Origin of the sequence: Streptomyces sp. YS-3, from assembly GCF_045257485.1 — a bacterium.
Taxonomy (GTDB): domain Bacteria; phylum Actinomycetota; class Actinomycetes; order Streptomycetales; family Streptomycetaceae; genus Streptomyces.
The window spans coordinates 1-12317 of record NZ_JBJHPC010000180.1; the positions used below are offsets into that span (position 1 = coordinate 1).

Below are 12317 nucleotides of genomic sequence, written 5' to 3' on the forward strand. Positions count from 1 at the left end.
GCCAGGCCGCGTGCGCCTCGGCCATGACGTCGAGCAGCGGCGCCGAGGCCGCGGGCAGCACGTCCACCCCCTCCTCGGCGGCCGAGGCCGCCCAGCGCGCGGCCCGCGCCGCCACGGCGTCCAGCTCGGGCGCCAGCCGGGCGAGCACCCCCGTGGCGTCGAACGGATCGAGGCTCAGCAACCGCACCACCGCGGTCGCGGGGCCGCTGACGCACTCGTAGGCCACACAGTGCGCCGCGTCCTCGGCGCCCAGCCCCGCGGCCCGCGCCGCCAGCCCGAGCACGACCGGCTGGTGGGCCCCGCGCGGCCGGGCCGCGGCGAGCGCGGCGAGCTCCTCGCCGGGCCAGGTGGCCCGGGCCGCCCGCATCATCTGCCGGCCGAGTCTGCGCGCGGTGGCGCGGAGCGCGGGAGAGGGGGTGCGGGCGTCGGCGGCCTCGTYGAGGGCGAGCGGATCGACGCCGAGGGCGGCTGCCGCGGCGAGCGAGGCGGAGACCAGCCCGGTCGTGTGCAGCCGCCCCCGGCAGAACTCCGCCAGCTCGGCCGCGTCCCGGACGCGCCCCGCCCGCACAGCGGGTTCGGCGCCCCCCGAGTGGGCGTGGCCGCCGGCCGGGAACCGGCCGTCGGCGAGGACGAGCAGGGCTGCGCGAGTCACGTGTCGGCCGCTTTCGGAACAGGCGTCGGGACGGGCATCCGGACGGATATCGGGGCGGGCATCGGGGCGGGCGTCAGAACAGGAAGTACCGCTGCGCCATGGGCAGTTCGGCGGCGGGCGCCGGCTCGACCGTGTCGCCGTCGATGGTCACCGTGAAGGTGTCCGGGTCGACCCGGACGTCCGGCAGCGCGTCGTTCTCGCGCATGTCCGTCTTGCCCACCCGGCGGGTGCTCTTGATGGCGGTGAACCTCTTGTCCAGGCCGAGGCGTTCGGGCAGCCCGTCGTCGAGGGCCGCCTGCGCCACGAAGGTGAGCGAGTTGGCCGCGGGGGCCTTCCCGTACGCGCCGAACATCGGTCGGGGCAGGACCGGCTGGGGAGTGGGGATGGACGCGTTGGCGTCGCCCATCTGCGCGTACGCGATCTGGCCGCCCTTGATGACCAGCTGCGGCTTGACCCCGAAGAACGCGGGCTCCCACAGCACCAGGTCCGCGAGCTTGCCCGGCTCGACCGAGCCGATCTCGTCGTCCAGGCCCTGCGCGACCGCCGGGTTGATCGTGTACTTGGCGACATAGCGGCGCGCCCGGTGGTTGTCGGCGCGCCCGTCGCCCGGGAGCGCTCCCCGGCGCGCCTTCATGACGTGCGCGGTCTGCCACGTACGCAGGATGACCTCGCCGATCCGGCCCATCGCCTGGGAGTCGGAGGAGAGGATGGAGATGGCGCCCAGATCGTGCAGGATGTCCTCGGCCGCGATGGTCGAGGGCCGGATGCGCGACTCGGCGAACGCCAGGTCCTCCGGCACCGCCGGGTTCAGGTGGTGGCAGACCATCAGCATGTCGAGGTGTTCCTCGATGGTGTTGACGGTGTGCGGCCGGGTCGGGTTGGTGGAGCTCGGCAGGACATACGGCTCGGAGACCACGGTGATGATGTCGGGGGCGTGTCCGCCGCCCGCTCCCTCGGTGTGGTAGGCGTGGATCGAGCGGCCCGCGATGGCGGCGAGGGTGTCGCCGACGAAACCGGCCTCGTTCAACGTGTCGGTGTGGATCGCGAGTTGGGCGCCGGTCTCGTCGCAGACGGACAGACAGGCGTCGATGACGGCCGGGGTCGCCCCCCAGTCCTCGTGGATCTTGAATCCGAGGGCGCCGCCGCGCAGTTGGGAGTGCATGGCCTCGCGCGACATCGTGTTGCCCTTGCCGAGCAGGCCGATGTTGACGGGCGCGTTCTCCAGGGCCGCGAACATCCGGGCCAGATGCCAGGGGCCTGGGGTGACGGTGGTGGCCTTGGTGCCCTCGGCCGGGCCGGTGCCGCCGCCGACGAGGGTGGTGATGCCCGAGGAGAGCGCCTGGTCGATCAGGGTGGGCGAGATGAAGTGGACATGGGTGTCCACCGCGCCCGCCGTGAGGATCTTCCCGTTCCCCGCGATGATCTCGGTCTCGGGACCGATGACGAGGTCCGGGTGGACGCCGTCCATGGTGTCGGGGTTGCCCGCCTTGCCGAGTGCGGTGATCCGGCCGTCCCTGATACCGAGGTCACCCTTGACGATCCCCCAGTGGTCGAGGACGACGACACCGGTGATCACGGTGTCGGGCGCGCCCTCGGCGCGGGTGGTGCGGGCCTGGCCCATGGACTCGCGGATCACCTTGCCGCCACCGAAGACGGCCTCGTCGCCCGCGCGTCCGGGGCCGCCGGCCCGGTCCTCCTCGATCTCGATCAGCAGATCGGTGTCGGCGAGCCGGATACGGTCGCCGGTGGTGGGGCCGAACAGGTCGGCGTGGACGGCACGGTGCAGCTCAGCCATCGAGGGGGCCTCCGATCGCGCCGCGCAGCCCGGGGACGACCCGGCGTCCGGTGAGGGGGACGAGCTCGACATCGACGGGGATGCCGGGTTCGAAGCGCACGGCGGTGCCCGCGGCGATGTTCAGCCGCAGCCCGCGGGCGGCGGCGCGGTCGAAGTCCAGGCCGGGGTTGGCCTCGGCGAAGTGGTAGTGCGAGCCGACCTGGACGGGCCGGTCGGCGGCGTTGAGGACGGTCATCGTGGTGATCTCGCGGCCCTCGTTGATGCGTACGGGTCCGTCCGCGAACAGGATCTCTCCGGGGATCATGCGGCGCTCCCCCGTCAGACGATGGGCTCGTGGACGGTGACGAGCTTGGTGCCGTCCGGGAAGGTCGCCTCGACCTGTACGTCGTGGATCATCTCCGGGATGCCCGGCATGACCTCGTCGCGGGAGAGCACCTCGCGTCCGGAGACCATGAGTTCGGCCACCGTCCGGCCGTCGCGGGCGCCTTCGAGGATGTGCGAGGTGATGAGGGCGACGGCCTCGGGGTGGTTGAGCCGCACCCCCCGGGCGCGGCGCTTCTCCGCGACGTCCGCGGCCACATGGATGAGCAGTCTCTCCTGCTCGTGCGGCGTCAGTTGCACGCTTCCCACCTCACAGTCGTGCCCGGAACGGGGGAATCCCGTCCTCGACGCTGCGGGACCCTATCCAAGTTCAACACTCTGTTGACCTGGGGTTCCCTGCTCCACAGCGAGGCATTGCACGTTACGGCGGAAGTTTTTCCGGCTCGTTAACTCACGCTTTGCATATCCATGGCCAATGCATCCATCCGGGGCCCCGCGATCCGGAGCCCCTCAGTCACCCGCGGGCGGCTGCCGGTGCTCGGCGGCGATGCCGAACCGGCGCCGTTCGCCGGGAGCGGACGGGACCTGGCGCACCGACGACACGGACGAGATCACCTGCTCCTCGGCCGGCTCCGCCGCGCCTTCGAGTCGTTCCAGGTCAGCGGCGGACACCAGGGCGACGAGGGGCTTGCCGTGCCGGGTCACGACAACGCGCTCCCCGCCGTACACCACGCGGTTGATCAGCTCGGCGAGCTCAGCTCGGGCTTGCGTCACCGGAATCTCATAGGCCATGCTCCCCATCATAACGGTCTGTACGTCCTGTACATTTTTTACGGACGGCGGCCCGTAAGCCACGCAGAGAAGAGGTACGTCATGCACGGCCCGTCCGCCCGCTACGTCCTGCCCGAGTTCTCCGAGCGCACCTCGACCGGGATCCGCACCCTCGATCCGTACTCCAAGCTCCTGGAGGAGCGGATCGTCCTCCTCGGCACCGCCGTCGACGACACCGCGGCCAACGACGTGATGGCCCAGCTCATGCAGTTGGAGTACGCCGACCCCGACCGCGACATCTCGCTGTACATCAACTCCCCCGGCGGCTCGCTCACCGCGATGACGGCGATCTACGACACGATGCGGTTCATCACCTGCGACGTGGAGACCGTGTGCCTGGGGCAGGCCGCCTCCGCAGCGGCCGTGCTGCTCGCGGCCGGCACCCCCGGCAAGCGGCTGACGCTGCCCGGCGCGCGGATCCTGATCCAGCAGCCCTCGGTCACCGAGCCGATCCAGGGCCGGCCGTCCGACCTGGAGGTCCATGCCGCCGAACTGCAGCGCGGGCGCGCGCTGTTGAGTGAGCTGCTGGCCCGGCACACGGGCCGGCCCGTCGAGCAGGTGGACGCCGACATCGAACGGGACACCATCCTCGACGCCACCGCGGCGGCCGACTACGGACTGGTCGACCACGTCGTCACCGGCCGCGGCAACTCGGCCGCCCCGCAGGGGAGGTAGCGGCCGTGCTGCCCGAACTCCCGCCGCTGCCCGCGCTGACCCGCGCCGAGTCCGAGTTCATCGACGCCTACCTCGGCGCGCTCGACAGGCTGGGCCGGATCAACCCCGCCCGGCACCGTGACACCTACGGCGCGCTGCGCTCCGCGCAGGCCCTCGTCGGGCGGGCCGTGGCGCTGCGCGACGCGCTGGCCGCCATGCACCGGCGCGGCGAGACGGAGTTGCACTCCGAGACGCTGGCGCGGGCGCTGCGGGTGCTCGACGGGGAGCGCCGCGCGGACCGGGTCACGGTGCCGCCGCCGTCATCCGCGAGTTGACGCGCGGCGTCCGTTCACCCCCGCGCCGGTACGACTCGGCGTCCCCCGTTCGCACCATCCGATGGTCCGAACGACGTACCGGCGATATTGCTCCGTCTGCGCAGACACCGAACGGAATGAATCGTTCCGTCGCCGGTACGGCGCAGGTCGGACACCCCGTCAGGGGCCTTGAAACATCGATGTCCACCCGAACGGGTCAGTCGTGAGGAGCCTCACAAAACGCCGTTTCGGCTCGGAAATCCGACACTTGGTGGGTCAAGATCCCTACCGACGACAAGCCCCCGCCGCCGCGGCGGGGCGGTCCGGGCGGACGCCGAGTCCTGCCGCCGCACCCGGACGACTGGTCGAACGCACGGAACGGCAGGAGTGGAGGACCCAAGCAGTGCGGGGCCGCCGGGCAACCGGGAGGCTCCTGGGGTTAAGCCGCGTGAGCGGCCGGGCATCTTCGCCAGTCCGAACCCGACAGGTCATCCTTCGCAGGCGGTTTGACGAAGGGTCGCGCATGTCTGCGCTGAATCACGTTCCGTCCTTGCTGACCCGAGTCGGGGCGGTCTCCGCCCTCACTCTCGCCGCCGTCGGCGGCACGATGCTGGCGCCGGGCGCCGGCAGCGAGGCGAGTGCCGCCACGTCCGGCACGAAGGCGCTCAACGTCGCTGCGTCGAAGAAGGGCGCACCGTACAAGTACGGGGCCAGCGGTCCACACCGCTTCGACTGCTCCGGGCTCACGGTCTACTCGTTCAAGCAGGCCGGCAAGAAGCTGCCCCGTACCTCCCAGCAGCAGTACAACAGCACCAGGCACATCTCCTCGTCCGCCCGCCAACGCGGCGACCTGGTGTTCTTCCACTCGGGCTCGAACGTCTACCACGTGGGGATCTACGCGGGGGACGGAAAGATATGGCACTCCCCCAAGACCGGGGCCGTGGTCCGGCTGGAGAAAATCTGGTCGAAGAGCGTCTGGTACGGGCGCGTCAGCTGACGTGGGCGGCACCGGGGCCGGTCGGCGCGGGCGGGAGTGGGCACAACCCGCGCCGAGCGGCCCACGGGCCCCACAGGGCCGTCCGACGGGCACTCCGGCTCAGCTCTGGACCGGCTCCGTCCACGGCAGCGCGATCCAGACGGTCTTGCCGCCCTCGGGCGTCGGGATGACCGACAGACGCCCCCCGCACTCGGCGGCGAGCCAGCGGATGATCACCATGCCCCGCCCGTTGTCCTGCTGGACGGCCGCCGGAAGCCGTTTCGGCCAGCGGGGATGACTGTCGGTCACCCCGATGTGGAGCTGCTCCTCGCGCTCCAGACGCAGGTCCACGGTGAAGGTGGGCGACTGGCCGAGGGTGTGCTGCACGGCGTTGGTCGCCAGCTCGGAGACGATCAGGCGGATCGTGTCGGCGGTTTCGGCGTCCGACGGGAGACCCCACTCGGTGAGTACGCCGGCGACGTGTCTGCGGGCGGCGGAGACCGAGGCGGGATCGCTCGGCAGAGTGAGGGTTGATTCTTGGTGATCTGCCATGGCGAGCTGTCCCTTTCCCACCCGGACCGGCCTGCTGGACTCGCGGCGAGCGGACAAACACGAGGACGGCCCGGACTTGTGCTTCGCGCCAGAGTGCCACTCATCGTGCCGCGGGATGCCCCGATCCACCGAGATGTGCATATATCTGTCGCTCAAAGCGGTGAACTCTGCGACGAAGAACTGTATTTGGGCGCCACACTTGCCCATCACCCGCATCCCGGCAGGGTGCAAGGAGGCCGACATGTGGCACGGGCCCGCGGTACGCCGTCGCAAACTCGGCGAGGAACTGCGCCGGCTGCGCTGCGCGGCCGGCCTCACGAGCGGCGGGGTCGCCGGGCAACTGGGCTGGCACCAGTCGAAGGTGAGCCGGATCGAGACCGGCCGCAGCGGGGTGCGGGCCGCCGACGTGGCCCGCCTGCTGGAGGTGTACGGGGTGGACGACCCCGGGCTGCGGGCGCTGCTGGAGGCGCTGGCGGGCGCGGGGGACGGGGGCGGCGACCAGTGGTGGCAGGCCTACCGGGGGCTGCTGCCGCCGCAGTACCGGGACTTCATCAGTCTGGAGTCACAGGCGTCGGCGGCGCGCACCCTGGAGTTGTCGGTGGTGCCGGGGCTGCTCCAGACACCGGAGTACGCCCGCGCGGTGACCCGGGCGGCCCTCGGCGGGGTGGACGCGGCGCGGGTGGACTCGCTGGTGGAGGTACGTCTTGCGCGCCAGGAGGTGCTGCGGGCGGATCCGCCGCTGGAGCTGAGCGCGGTGGTGGACGAGGCGGCGCTGCACCGGGAGGTGGGCGGCGCGGCGGCGATGCGGCGGCAGCTGCGCCATCTCCTGGCGGCGGCCCGGCTGCCGCAGGTCCGGTTGCGGGTGCTGCCTTTCAGCAGCGGTGGCCATATCGGGCTCTCCGGTTCTTTCATTATCTTCTCCTTTCCGCACATTTCCGATCTGGACGTTGTCGTTATCGACCACTTGACGAGTAGCCTCTATCTCGAACGGAGAGAAGACCTTGAGGCGTACAGCGCCGCGTTCCACACGGTCGAGGCGCAGGCCCTCTCGTTCGAGGAATCAATGAATCTCATCGCCGTGATGGCTGACGGCGTGTAAGGGAGGCATGGTGCCCGTACCCCCCACGCATGTACCTTCCAGCACTTCTCTGAACGGTGCGAAATGGCGGCGCAGCAGCCGTAGTACAGGAATGAACAATTGCGTCGAGACCGCATTCCTCGACGCCGGACTGCTCGCCGTCCGCGATTCCCGGCGAACGGCCGGACCCGCGCTGCTCTTCGGAGCGCGGGCCTGGCGCGGCTTCCTCGCCGGTCTGCCCGTCGACCCCGACGAGGCGTCCCGCCAAGGGAGTTGAGCGGCCGAACGGGGGGTCAGGCGGTGGGCGCGGTCCGCAGGACCGTGTCCACCGCCCACTGGAGCTGCTGCTCCGTCAGGTCGGCCCGGGCGGTGAGCCGCAGCCGGGAGACGCCGTCCGGCACCGACGGCGGCCGGAAGCACCCCACCGCCAGGCCCGCGCCCCGGCAGTCGGCCGCCCAGGCCACCGCCTGCTCCGGCGACGGCGCCCGCACCGACACCACGGCCGCGTCCGGGCGAGCCGCCCGAAGACCCCCGGCCGTCAGCCGCTCGTACAGCTCGGCCGCCACGGCGCGGGCCCGCCCGGCCCGCTCGGGCTCGGCCTCAAGGAGACGCAGCGCCGCCAGCGCGCCCCCCACCGCCGCGGGCGCGAGCCCGGTGTCGAAGATGAACGTCCGGGCGGCGTTGACCAGGTGCCGGATGACCCGGGCCGGGCCCAGGACCGCGCCGCCCTGGCTGCCCAGCGACTTCGACAGGGTGAGGGTGGCCACCACGTCCTCGGCGCCCGCAAGCCCGGCGGCGTGCGGCGCGCCCCGCCCGCCCTCGCCGAGCACCCCGAGGCCGTGGGCGTCGTCCACCACCAGCGCCGCCCCGGACTCCCGGCAGGCGGCGGCGAGCCCGGTCAGCGGGGCGGCGTCGCCGTCCACCGAGAAGACCGAGTCGCTCACCACCAGCGCGGGGCCGCCGTGGGCGTCCAGGGCCTTGCGCACGGCCTCGGGGTCGGCGTGCGGGACCACCTCGGTGCCGGCCCGTGCCAGCCGGCAGCCGTCGACGATCGAGGCGTGATTGCCCGCGTCGGAGACGATCAGCGTGTCCCGCTCGCCGAGCGCGGTCAGCGCGGCCAGGTTGGCGGCGTACCCGGAGGAGAAGACGAGCGCCGCCTCGAACCCGCAGAACCGGGCGAGCGCCTCCTCCAGCTCGGTGTGGAGCGCGGTGGTGCCGGTGACCAGCCGCGAGCCGGTGGCGCCGGCGCCCCAGCGCAGCGCCGCGTCGGCGGCGCCCCGGGTGACCGCCGGGTGCCGGGTGAGCCCCAGGTAGTCGTTGCTCGCCAGGTCCAGGAGGTCCTGGTCGGCGGCGCGCGACCGCAGCACCCGTACGAGACCGGCGCGCTCGCGCCGCTCGGTCGCTCCGTCGATCCAGTCGAATGGCGCTCGGGGCATGGTGGAGATCCCTTTTGTAGGCAGCGCACAGACCTTATTCCGCCGCGGACGGGGGCAGGGTGTGGCGATACACACACCTTCAGGGAGCGCAGTTGTACGATCCCTCCTTGGCTGGAAGCGGGGTCTTGGGCAAGGATCGGCGCCATGGACCTGCTGAACACGCTGGTGGACAAGGGGCTGCGGCGCGAGCTGCCGAGCCGTGAAGAGGCGCTCGCCGTACTGGCGACCTCCGACGAGGAACTGCTCGACGTGGTGGCCGCCGCCGGAAAGGTGCGCCGGCAGTGGTTCGGGCGCCGGGTGAAGCTGAACTACCTGGTGAACCTGAAGTCCGGGCTGTGCCCGGAGGACTGCTCGTACTGCTCGCAGCGGCTGGGCTCGAAGGCCGAGATCCTCAAGTACACCTGGCTGAAGCCGGACGAGGCGTCCAGGGCCGCCGCCGCCGGTGTCGCGGGCGGCGCCAAGCGCGTCTGCCTGGTGGCCAGCGGGCGCGGCCCGACCGACCGCGACGTGGACCGCGTCTCGCAGACCATCGAGGCGATCAAGGAGCAGAACGAGGGCGTCGAGGTGTGCGCCTGCCTCGGTCTGCTCTCCGACGGCCAGGCCGAGCGGCTGCGTGCGGCGGGCGCCGACGCATACAACCACAACCTCAACACGTCCGAGGGGACGTACGGGGACATCACGACCACCCACACCTACGCCGACCGCGTCGACACCGTCCAGAAGGCGCACGGCGCCGGGCTCTCGGCCTGCTCCGGTCTGATCGCGGGCATGGGCGAGAGCGACGAGGACCTGGTCGACGTGGTCTTCGCGCTGCGCGAGCTCGACCCGGACTCGGTGCCGGTCAACTTCCTCATCCCGTTCGAGGGCACCCCGCTCGGCAAGGAGTGGAACCTCACCCCGCAGCGCTGTCTGCGCATCCTGGCGATGGTCCGGTTCGTCTGCCCGGACGTCGAGGTCCGCCTCGCCGGCGGCCGTGAGGTGCATCTGCGCACGATGCAGCCCCTCGCCCTGCACCTGGTCAACTCGATCTTCCTCGGCGACTACCTCACCAGTGAGGGCCAGGAGGGCAGGGCCGACCTGGAGATGATCGCGGACGCCGGCTTCGAGGTGGAGGGCGCGGGCACCACCACCCTGCCCGAGCACCGCGCCGACGCGATCGCCGCCGCGGGCTGCGGCTCGCACGCGGCGAGCGGCTGCGGGTCGCACGAGGGCGGCGGCTGTGGTTCGCACGAGGGGGCCGGCTGCGGCCCCTGCGGCGGGAGCGCCCCGGCCGCGGCCGAGGTCCCCGAGGCGCGTACGGACCTGGTGGCGGTGCGCCGCCGGGGTGCCGGAACGGACCTCGCCCCCAATGCCTGATCCCCTCTACGGCGTCGCCGAGCTGCGGGCGCTGGACCGCCGGCACGTCTGGCACCCCTACGGCCCCATGCCGGGCCGCCAGGAGCCGCTGGTCGTGGAGTCCGCGGCCGGGGTCCGGCTGCGCCTGGCCGAGGAGAGCGAGGGACAGCGCGAACTCGTCGACGGCATGGCCTCCTGGTGGTCGGCGCTGCACGGCTACAACCACCCGGCCCTGAACGCCGCCGCGCACGCGCAGCTGGACCGGATGAGCCATGTGATGTTCGGCGGGCTCACCCACGAGCCCGCCGTGCGGCTCAGCGTCAAGCTCGTGGAGATCACCCCCGAGCCGCTCCAGCACGTCTTCCTCAGCGACTCGGGCTCGGTCTCGGTCGAGGTCGCCATCAAGATGTGCCTGCAGTACTGGAAGTCGGCGGGGCGCCCGCGCAAGCAGCGCCTGCTGACCTGGCGCGGCGGCTACCACGGCGACACCTGGCAGCCGATGTCGGTGTGCGACCCGGACGGCGGCATGCACTCCCTGTGGTCCGGCCGCCTGCCGGAGCAGGTCTTCGCGGACGCGCCCCCCACCGGGTACGACGCGGAGCCGGACGAGGCCTACGTACGCCATCTGCGCGAGACCGTCGCTCGCCACGCCGACGAGGTGGCGGCGGTGATCGTGGAGCCGGTGGTGCAGAACGCGGGCGGGATGCGGTTCCACTCCCCCGGCTATCTGCGGGTGCTGCGTGAGCTGTGCGACGAGCACGACGTGCTGCTGGTGTTCGACGAGATCGCCACCGGCTTCGGCCGTACCGGCACGCTCTTCGCCTCCGAGCACGCCGCCGTCGCACCCGATGTGCTGTGCGTGGGCAAGGCGATGACCGGCGGCTATCTCTCGATGGCCGCGACGCTGTGCACCACCCGGGTCGCCGAGGGCATCTCCTCGGGCGAGGTCCCGGTCCTGGCGCACGGGCCCACCTACATGGGCAACCCGCTGGCCGCGTCCATCGCCTGCGCCTCGATCGACCTGCTGCTCGCCCAGGACTGGCAGGCGGAGATCAAGCGCCTGGAGACGGGGATGCGCGAGGGTCTCGGCGCGTTCGCGGACGCGCCCGGCGTCAAGGACGTCCGCGTCCTCGGCGCCATCGGCGTCGTCCAGCTCGACCACGAGGTGGACGTCGCGGCGGCGACCCGGGCGGCGGTCCGCGAGGGCGTGTGGCTGCGCCCGTTCCGCGACCTCGTCTACACGATGCCGCCCTATGTGACCGACGACGAGGACCTGGCACGCATCTGCCGTGCCGTGGGCGCTGCGGCTCGGGAGGGCTGAGATGACGGTACTGGTAGTGAGCGGTACGGGCACGGAGATCGGCAAGACGGTCGTCACCGCCGCCGTAGCCGCCGTGGCCCGCGCCGCCGGGCGCTCGGTCGCCGTCCTCAAGCCGGCCCAGACCGGGGTCGCGCCCGGCGAACACGGGGATGTGGCGGAGGTGCGGCGCCTGGCGGGCGACGACATCACCGGCGCCGAACTCGCCCGCTTCCCCGACCCGTTGGCCCCCGACACGGCGGCCCGGCGGGCGGGGATGCGTGCCGTACGGCCCGCGGAGGTCGCCGAGGCGGCCGAGAAGCTGGCCACCGAGCACGATCTGGTCCTGGTGGAGGGCGCGGGCGGGCTCCTGGTCCGCCTCGACGACGAGGGCGGCACCCTCGCGGACGCGGCCCGGCTGCTCGGCGCGCCCGTCCTGGTCGTCACCCCCGCCGGCCTCGGCACGCTGAACATGGCGGCGCTGACCGGCGAGGCGCTGCGGGCCCGGGGCCTCGCCTGCGCGGGCCTGGTCGTGGGCAGCTGGCCCGCCGAGCCGGACCTGGCGTCCCGCTGCAACCTGGCGGACCTGCCGGAGTCCTCGGGCTCGCCGCTGGTCGGGCTGGTACCGGAAGGCGCCGGACGGCTCCCGGCCGCGGACTTCCGGGCCGCGGCGCCGAGTTGGCTCGGTCCGGAGCTCGGCGGCCACTGGAGTCTGTGATGGCGGTCTTACGGGCACGGCTGCGCCAGACCGTCGTCGACTGCGCCGCACCGGACCGCCTGGCGCGGTTCTGGGCGGCGCTGCTCGGCGGCACCCCGGTGGTCCGCGACGCGGGCTGGGCGTATCTCGACGCGCCGGACACCGTGCGGCTCGCCTTCCAGCGGGTGCCGGAGGCGAAGGCGCGCAAGAACCGGCTCCACTTCGACCTCGCGGTGGAGGACGTCGCCCGCGCCCGGGCCGCCGCGGTCCGCCTGGGCGCGCGGCCGGTGGGCGGCCCCGTGACGGACGCCCAGGGTCCGTTCCAGGTGATGCGCGACCCGGAGGGGAACGAGTTCTGCTTCGTGAACGGGTGATGTGA

16 protein-coding genes and 1 riboswitch are annotated in these 12317 nt (G+C 72.5%); of the genes, 9 read left to right on the forward strand and 7 right to left on the reverse strand.

Going from position 1 to position 12317, the window contains the following annotated elements:
• The 5 genes from ACJA3G_RS16830 to ACJA3G_RS16850 all read right to left on the reverse strand — a co-directional run.
• Positions 1 to 652 (reverse strand): urease accessory protein UreF (locus tag ACJA3G_RS16830; protein ID WP_406553803.1); only part of this gene is annotated, 652 nt, incomplete at its 3' end.
• A gap of 73 nt (positions 653 to 725) precedes the next feature.
• Entirely contained in the window at positions 726 to 2447 is a 1722-nt protein-coding gene (locus tag ACJA3G_RS16835; protein ID WP_406553804.1) for an urease subunit alpha, read from the reverse strand.
• Positions 2440 to 2751: an urease subunit beta gene (locus ACJA3G_RS16840; protein ID WP_406553805.1), complete on the reverse strand. Its 312-nt coding sequence runs from the start codon at positions 2749 to 2751 to the stop codon at positions 2440 to 2442. Before ACJA3G_RS16840 ends, ACJA3G_RS16835 begins: the two co-directional genes overlap by 8 nt.
• Before the next feature lie 14 nt (positions 2752 to 2765).
• Complete coding sequence (locus ACJA3G_RS16845) at positions 2766 to 3068, reverse strand: urease subunit gamma (protein WP_406553806.1); 303 nt, start codon at positions 3066 to 3068, stop codon at positions 2766 to 2768.
• Positions 3069 to 3278: 210 nt separating this feature from the next.
• Entirely contained in the window at positions 3279 to 3560 is a 282-nt protein-coding gene (locus ACJA3G_RS16850) for a type II toxin-antitoxin system Phd/YefM family antitoxin (RefSeq protein ID WP_406553807.1), read from the reverse strand.
• A gap of 81 nt (positions 3561 to 3641) precedes the next feature.
• Here ACJA3G_RS16850 and ACJA3G_RS16855 point away from each other — a divergent pair, with 81 nt between their 5' ends.
• The 3 genes from ACJA3G_RS16855 to ACJA3G_RS16865 all read left to right on the forward strand — a co-directional run bounded on the left by ACJA3G_RS16855 (position 3642) and on the right by ACJA3G_RS16865 (position 5564).
• Positions 3642 to 4274, forward strand: a complete 633-nt coding sequence (locus ACJA3G_RS16855; RefSeq protein WP_406553808.1) for an ATP-dependent Clp protease proteolytic subunit — start codon at positions 3642 to 3644, stop codon at positions 4272 to 4274.
• Between the two features lie 5 nt (positions 4275 to 4279).
• Positions 4280 to 4588: a hypothetical protein gene (locus ACJA3G_RS16860; RefSeq protein ID WP_406553809.1), complete on the forward strand. Its 309-nt coding sequence runs from the start codon at positions 4280 to 4282 to the stop codon at positions 4586 to 4588.
• Positions 4589 to 4920: 332 nt separating this feature from the next.
• Positions 4921 to 5087, forward strand: a riboswitch (cyclic di-AMP (ydaO/yuaA leader).
• A 3-nt stretch (positions 5088 to 5090) separates the two neighbouring features.
• Positions 5091 to 5564 (forward strand): C40 family peptidase, encoded by a 474-nt coding sequence (locus ACJA3G_RS16865; protein WP_406553810.1) that lies wholly within the window; start codon positions 5091 to 5093, stop codon positions 5562 to 5564.
• Positions 5565 to 5663: 99 nt separating this feature from the next.
• Here the strand turns inward: ACJA3G_RS16865 and ACJA3G_RS16870 are convergent, their stop codons facing one another.
• Positions 5664 to 6095, reverse strand: coding sequence for an ATP-binding protein (locus ACJA3G_RS16870; RefSeq protein WP_406553811.1), 432 nt, complete (start codon positions 6093 to 6095; stop codon positions 5664 to 5666).
• Positions 6096 to 6336: 241 nt separating this feature from the next.
• Between ACJA3G_RS16870 and ACJA3G_RS16875 the strand changes: the two genes are divergently transcribed.
• Together ACJA3G_RS16875 and ACJA3G_RS16880 are read left to right on the forward strand one after the other, a co-directional pair.
• Positions 6337 to 7194 (forward strand): helix-turn-helix domain-containing protein, encoded by an 858-nt coding sequence (locus ACJA3G_RS16875; RefSeq protein WP_406553812.1) that lies wholly within the window; start codon positions 6337 to 6339, stop codon positions 7192 to 7194.
• Between the two features lie 7 nt (positions 7195 to 7201).
• Positions 7202 to 7450: a DUF397 domain-containing protein gene (locus tag ACJA3G_RS16880; protein WP_406553813.1), complete on the forward strand. Its 249-nt coding sequence runs from the start codon at positions 7202 to 7204 to the stop codon at positions 7448 to 7450.
• A gap of 16 nt (positions 7451 to 7466) precedes the next feature.
• Here the strand turns inward: ACJA3G_RS16880 and ACJA3G_RS16885 are convergent, their stop codons facing one another.
• Entirely contained in the window at positions 7467 to 8609 is a 1143-nt protein-coding gene (locus ACJA3G_RS16885; protein WP_406553814.1) for an 8-amino-7-oxononanoate synthase, read from the reverse strand.
• Between the two features lie 144 nt (positions 8610 to 8753).
• Here ACJA3G_RS16885 and bioB point away from each other — a divergent pair, with 144 nt between their 5' ends.
• Genes bioB through ACJA3G_RS16905 form a run of 4 tightly spaced genes read left to right on the forward strand, consistent with a single transcriptional unit; the run spans position 8754 to position 12312 of the window.
• Positions 8754 to 9965 carry a biotin synthase BioB gene (gene bioB, locus ACJA3G_RS16890; protein WP_406553815.1) on the forward strand — a complete coding sequence of 404 codons (1212 nt, stop codon included), beginning with the start codon at positions 8754 to 8756 and terminating at the stop codon, positions 9963 to 9965.
• Positions 9958 to 11265 (forward strand): adenosylmethionine--8-amino-7-oxononanoate transaminase, encoded by a 1308-nt coding sequence (locus tag ACJA3G_RS16895; RefSeq protein ID WP_406553816.1) that lies wholly within the window; start codon positions 9958 to 9960, stop codon positions 11263 to 11265. The genes bioB and ACJA3G_RS16895 overlap by 8 nt, the downstream gene beginning before the upstream one ends.
• Position 11266: 1 nt before the next feature.
• The gene (bioD, locus tag ACJA3G_RS16900; protein ID WP_406553817.1) at positions 11267 to 11959 is read left to right on the forward strand and encodes a dethiobiotin synthase; all 693 of its coding nucleotides are present in this window, start codon (positions 11267 to 11269) and stop codon (positions 11957 to 11959) included.
• Positions 11959 to 12312, forward strand: coding sequence for a VOC family protein (locus ACJA3G_RS16905; protein ID WP_406553818.1), 354 nt, complete (start codon positions 11959 to 11961; stop codon positions 12310 to 12312). The genes bioD and ACJA3G_RS16905 overlap by 1 nt, the downstream gene beginning before the upstream one ends.
• The last annotated feature ends 5 nt before the right edge of the window (positions 12313 to 12317 follow it).

Excerpts from the sequence above, each read along its gene's own strand:
- ACJA3G_RS16835 (WP_406553804.1), bottom strand. The coding sequence starts at position 2,447 with ATGGCTGAGCTGCACCGTGCCGTCCACGCCGACCTGTTCGGCCCCACC.
- ACJA3G_RS16840 (WP_406553805.1), bottom strand. The coding sequence starts at position 2,751 with ATGATCCCCGGAGAGATCCTGTTCGCGGACGGACCCGTACGCATCAAC.
- ACJA3G_RS16850 (WP_406553807.1), bottom strand. The coding sequence starts at position 3,560 with ATGGCCTATGAGATTCCGGTGACGCAAGCCCGAGCTGAGCTCGCCGAG.
- ACJA3G_RS16855 (WP_406553808.1), top strand. The coding sequence starts at position 3,642 with ATGCACGGCCCGTCCGCCCGCTACGTCCTGCCCGAGTTCTCCGAGCGC.
- ACJA3G_RS16865 (WP_406553810.1), top strand. The coding sequence starts at position 5,091 with ATGTCTGCGCTGAATCACGTTCCGTCCTTGCTGACCCGAGTCGGGGCG.
- ACJA3G_RS16870 (WP_406553811.1), bottom strand. The coding sequence starts at position 6,095 with ATGGCAGATCACCAAGAATCAACCCTCACTCTGCCGAGCGATCCCGCC.
- ACJA3G_RS16875 (WP_406553812.1), top strand. The coding sequence starts at position 6,337 with ATGTGGCACGGGCCCGCGGTACGCCGTCGCAAACTCGGCGAGGAACTG.
- ACJA3G_RS16880 (WP_406553813.1), top strand. The coding sequence starts at position 7,202 with ATGGTGCCCGTACCCCCCACGCATGTACCTTCCAGCACTTCTCTGAAC.
- ACJA3G_RS16885 (WP_406553814.1), bottom strand. The coding sequence starts at position 8,609 with ATGCCCCGAGCGCCATTCGACTGGATCGACGGAGCGACCGAGCGGCGC.
- bioB (WP_406553815.1), top strand. The coding sequence starts at position 8,754 with ATGGACCTGCTGAACACGCTGGTGGACAAGGGGCTGCGGCGCGAGCTG.
- ACJA3G_RS16895 (WP_406553816.1), top strand. The coding sequence starts at position 9,958 with ATGCCTGATCCCCTCTACGGCGTCGCCGAGCTGCGGGCGCTGGACCGC.
- bioD (WP_406553817.1), top strand. The coding sequence starts at position 11,267 with ATGACGGTACTGGTAGTGAGCGGTACGGGCACGGAGATCGGCAAGACG.
- ACJA3G_RS16905 (WP_406553818.1), top strand. The coding sequence starts at position 11,959 with ATGGCGGTCTTACGGGCACGGCTGCGCCAGACCGTCGTCGACTGCGCC.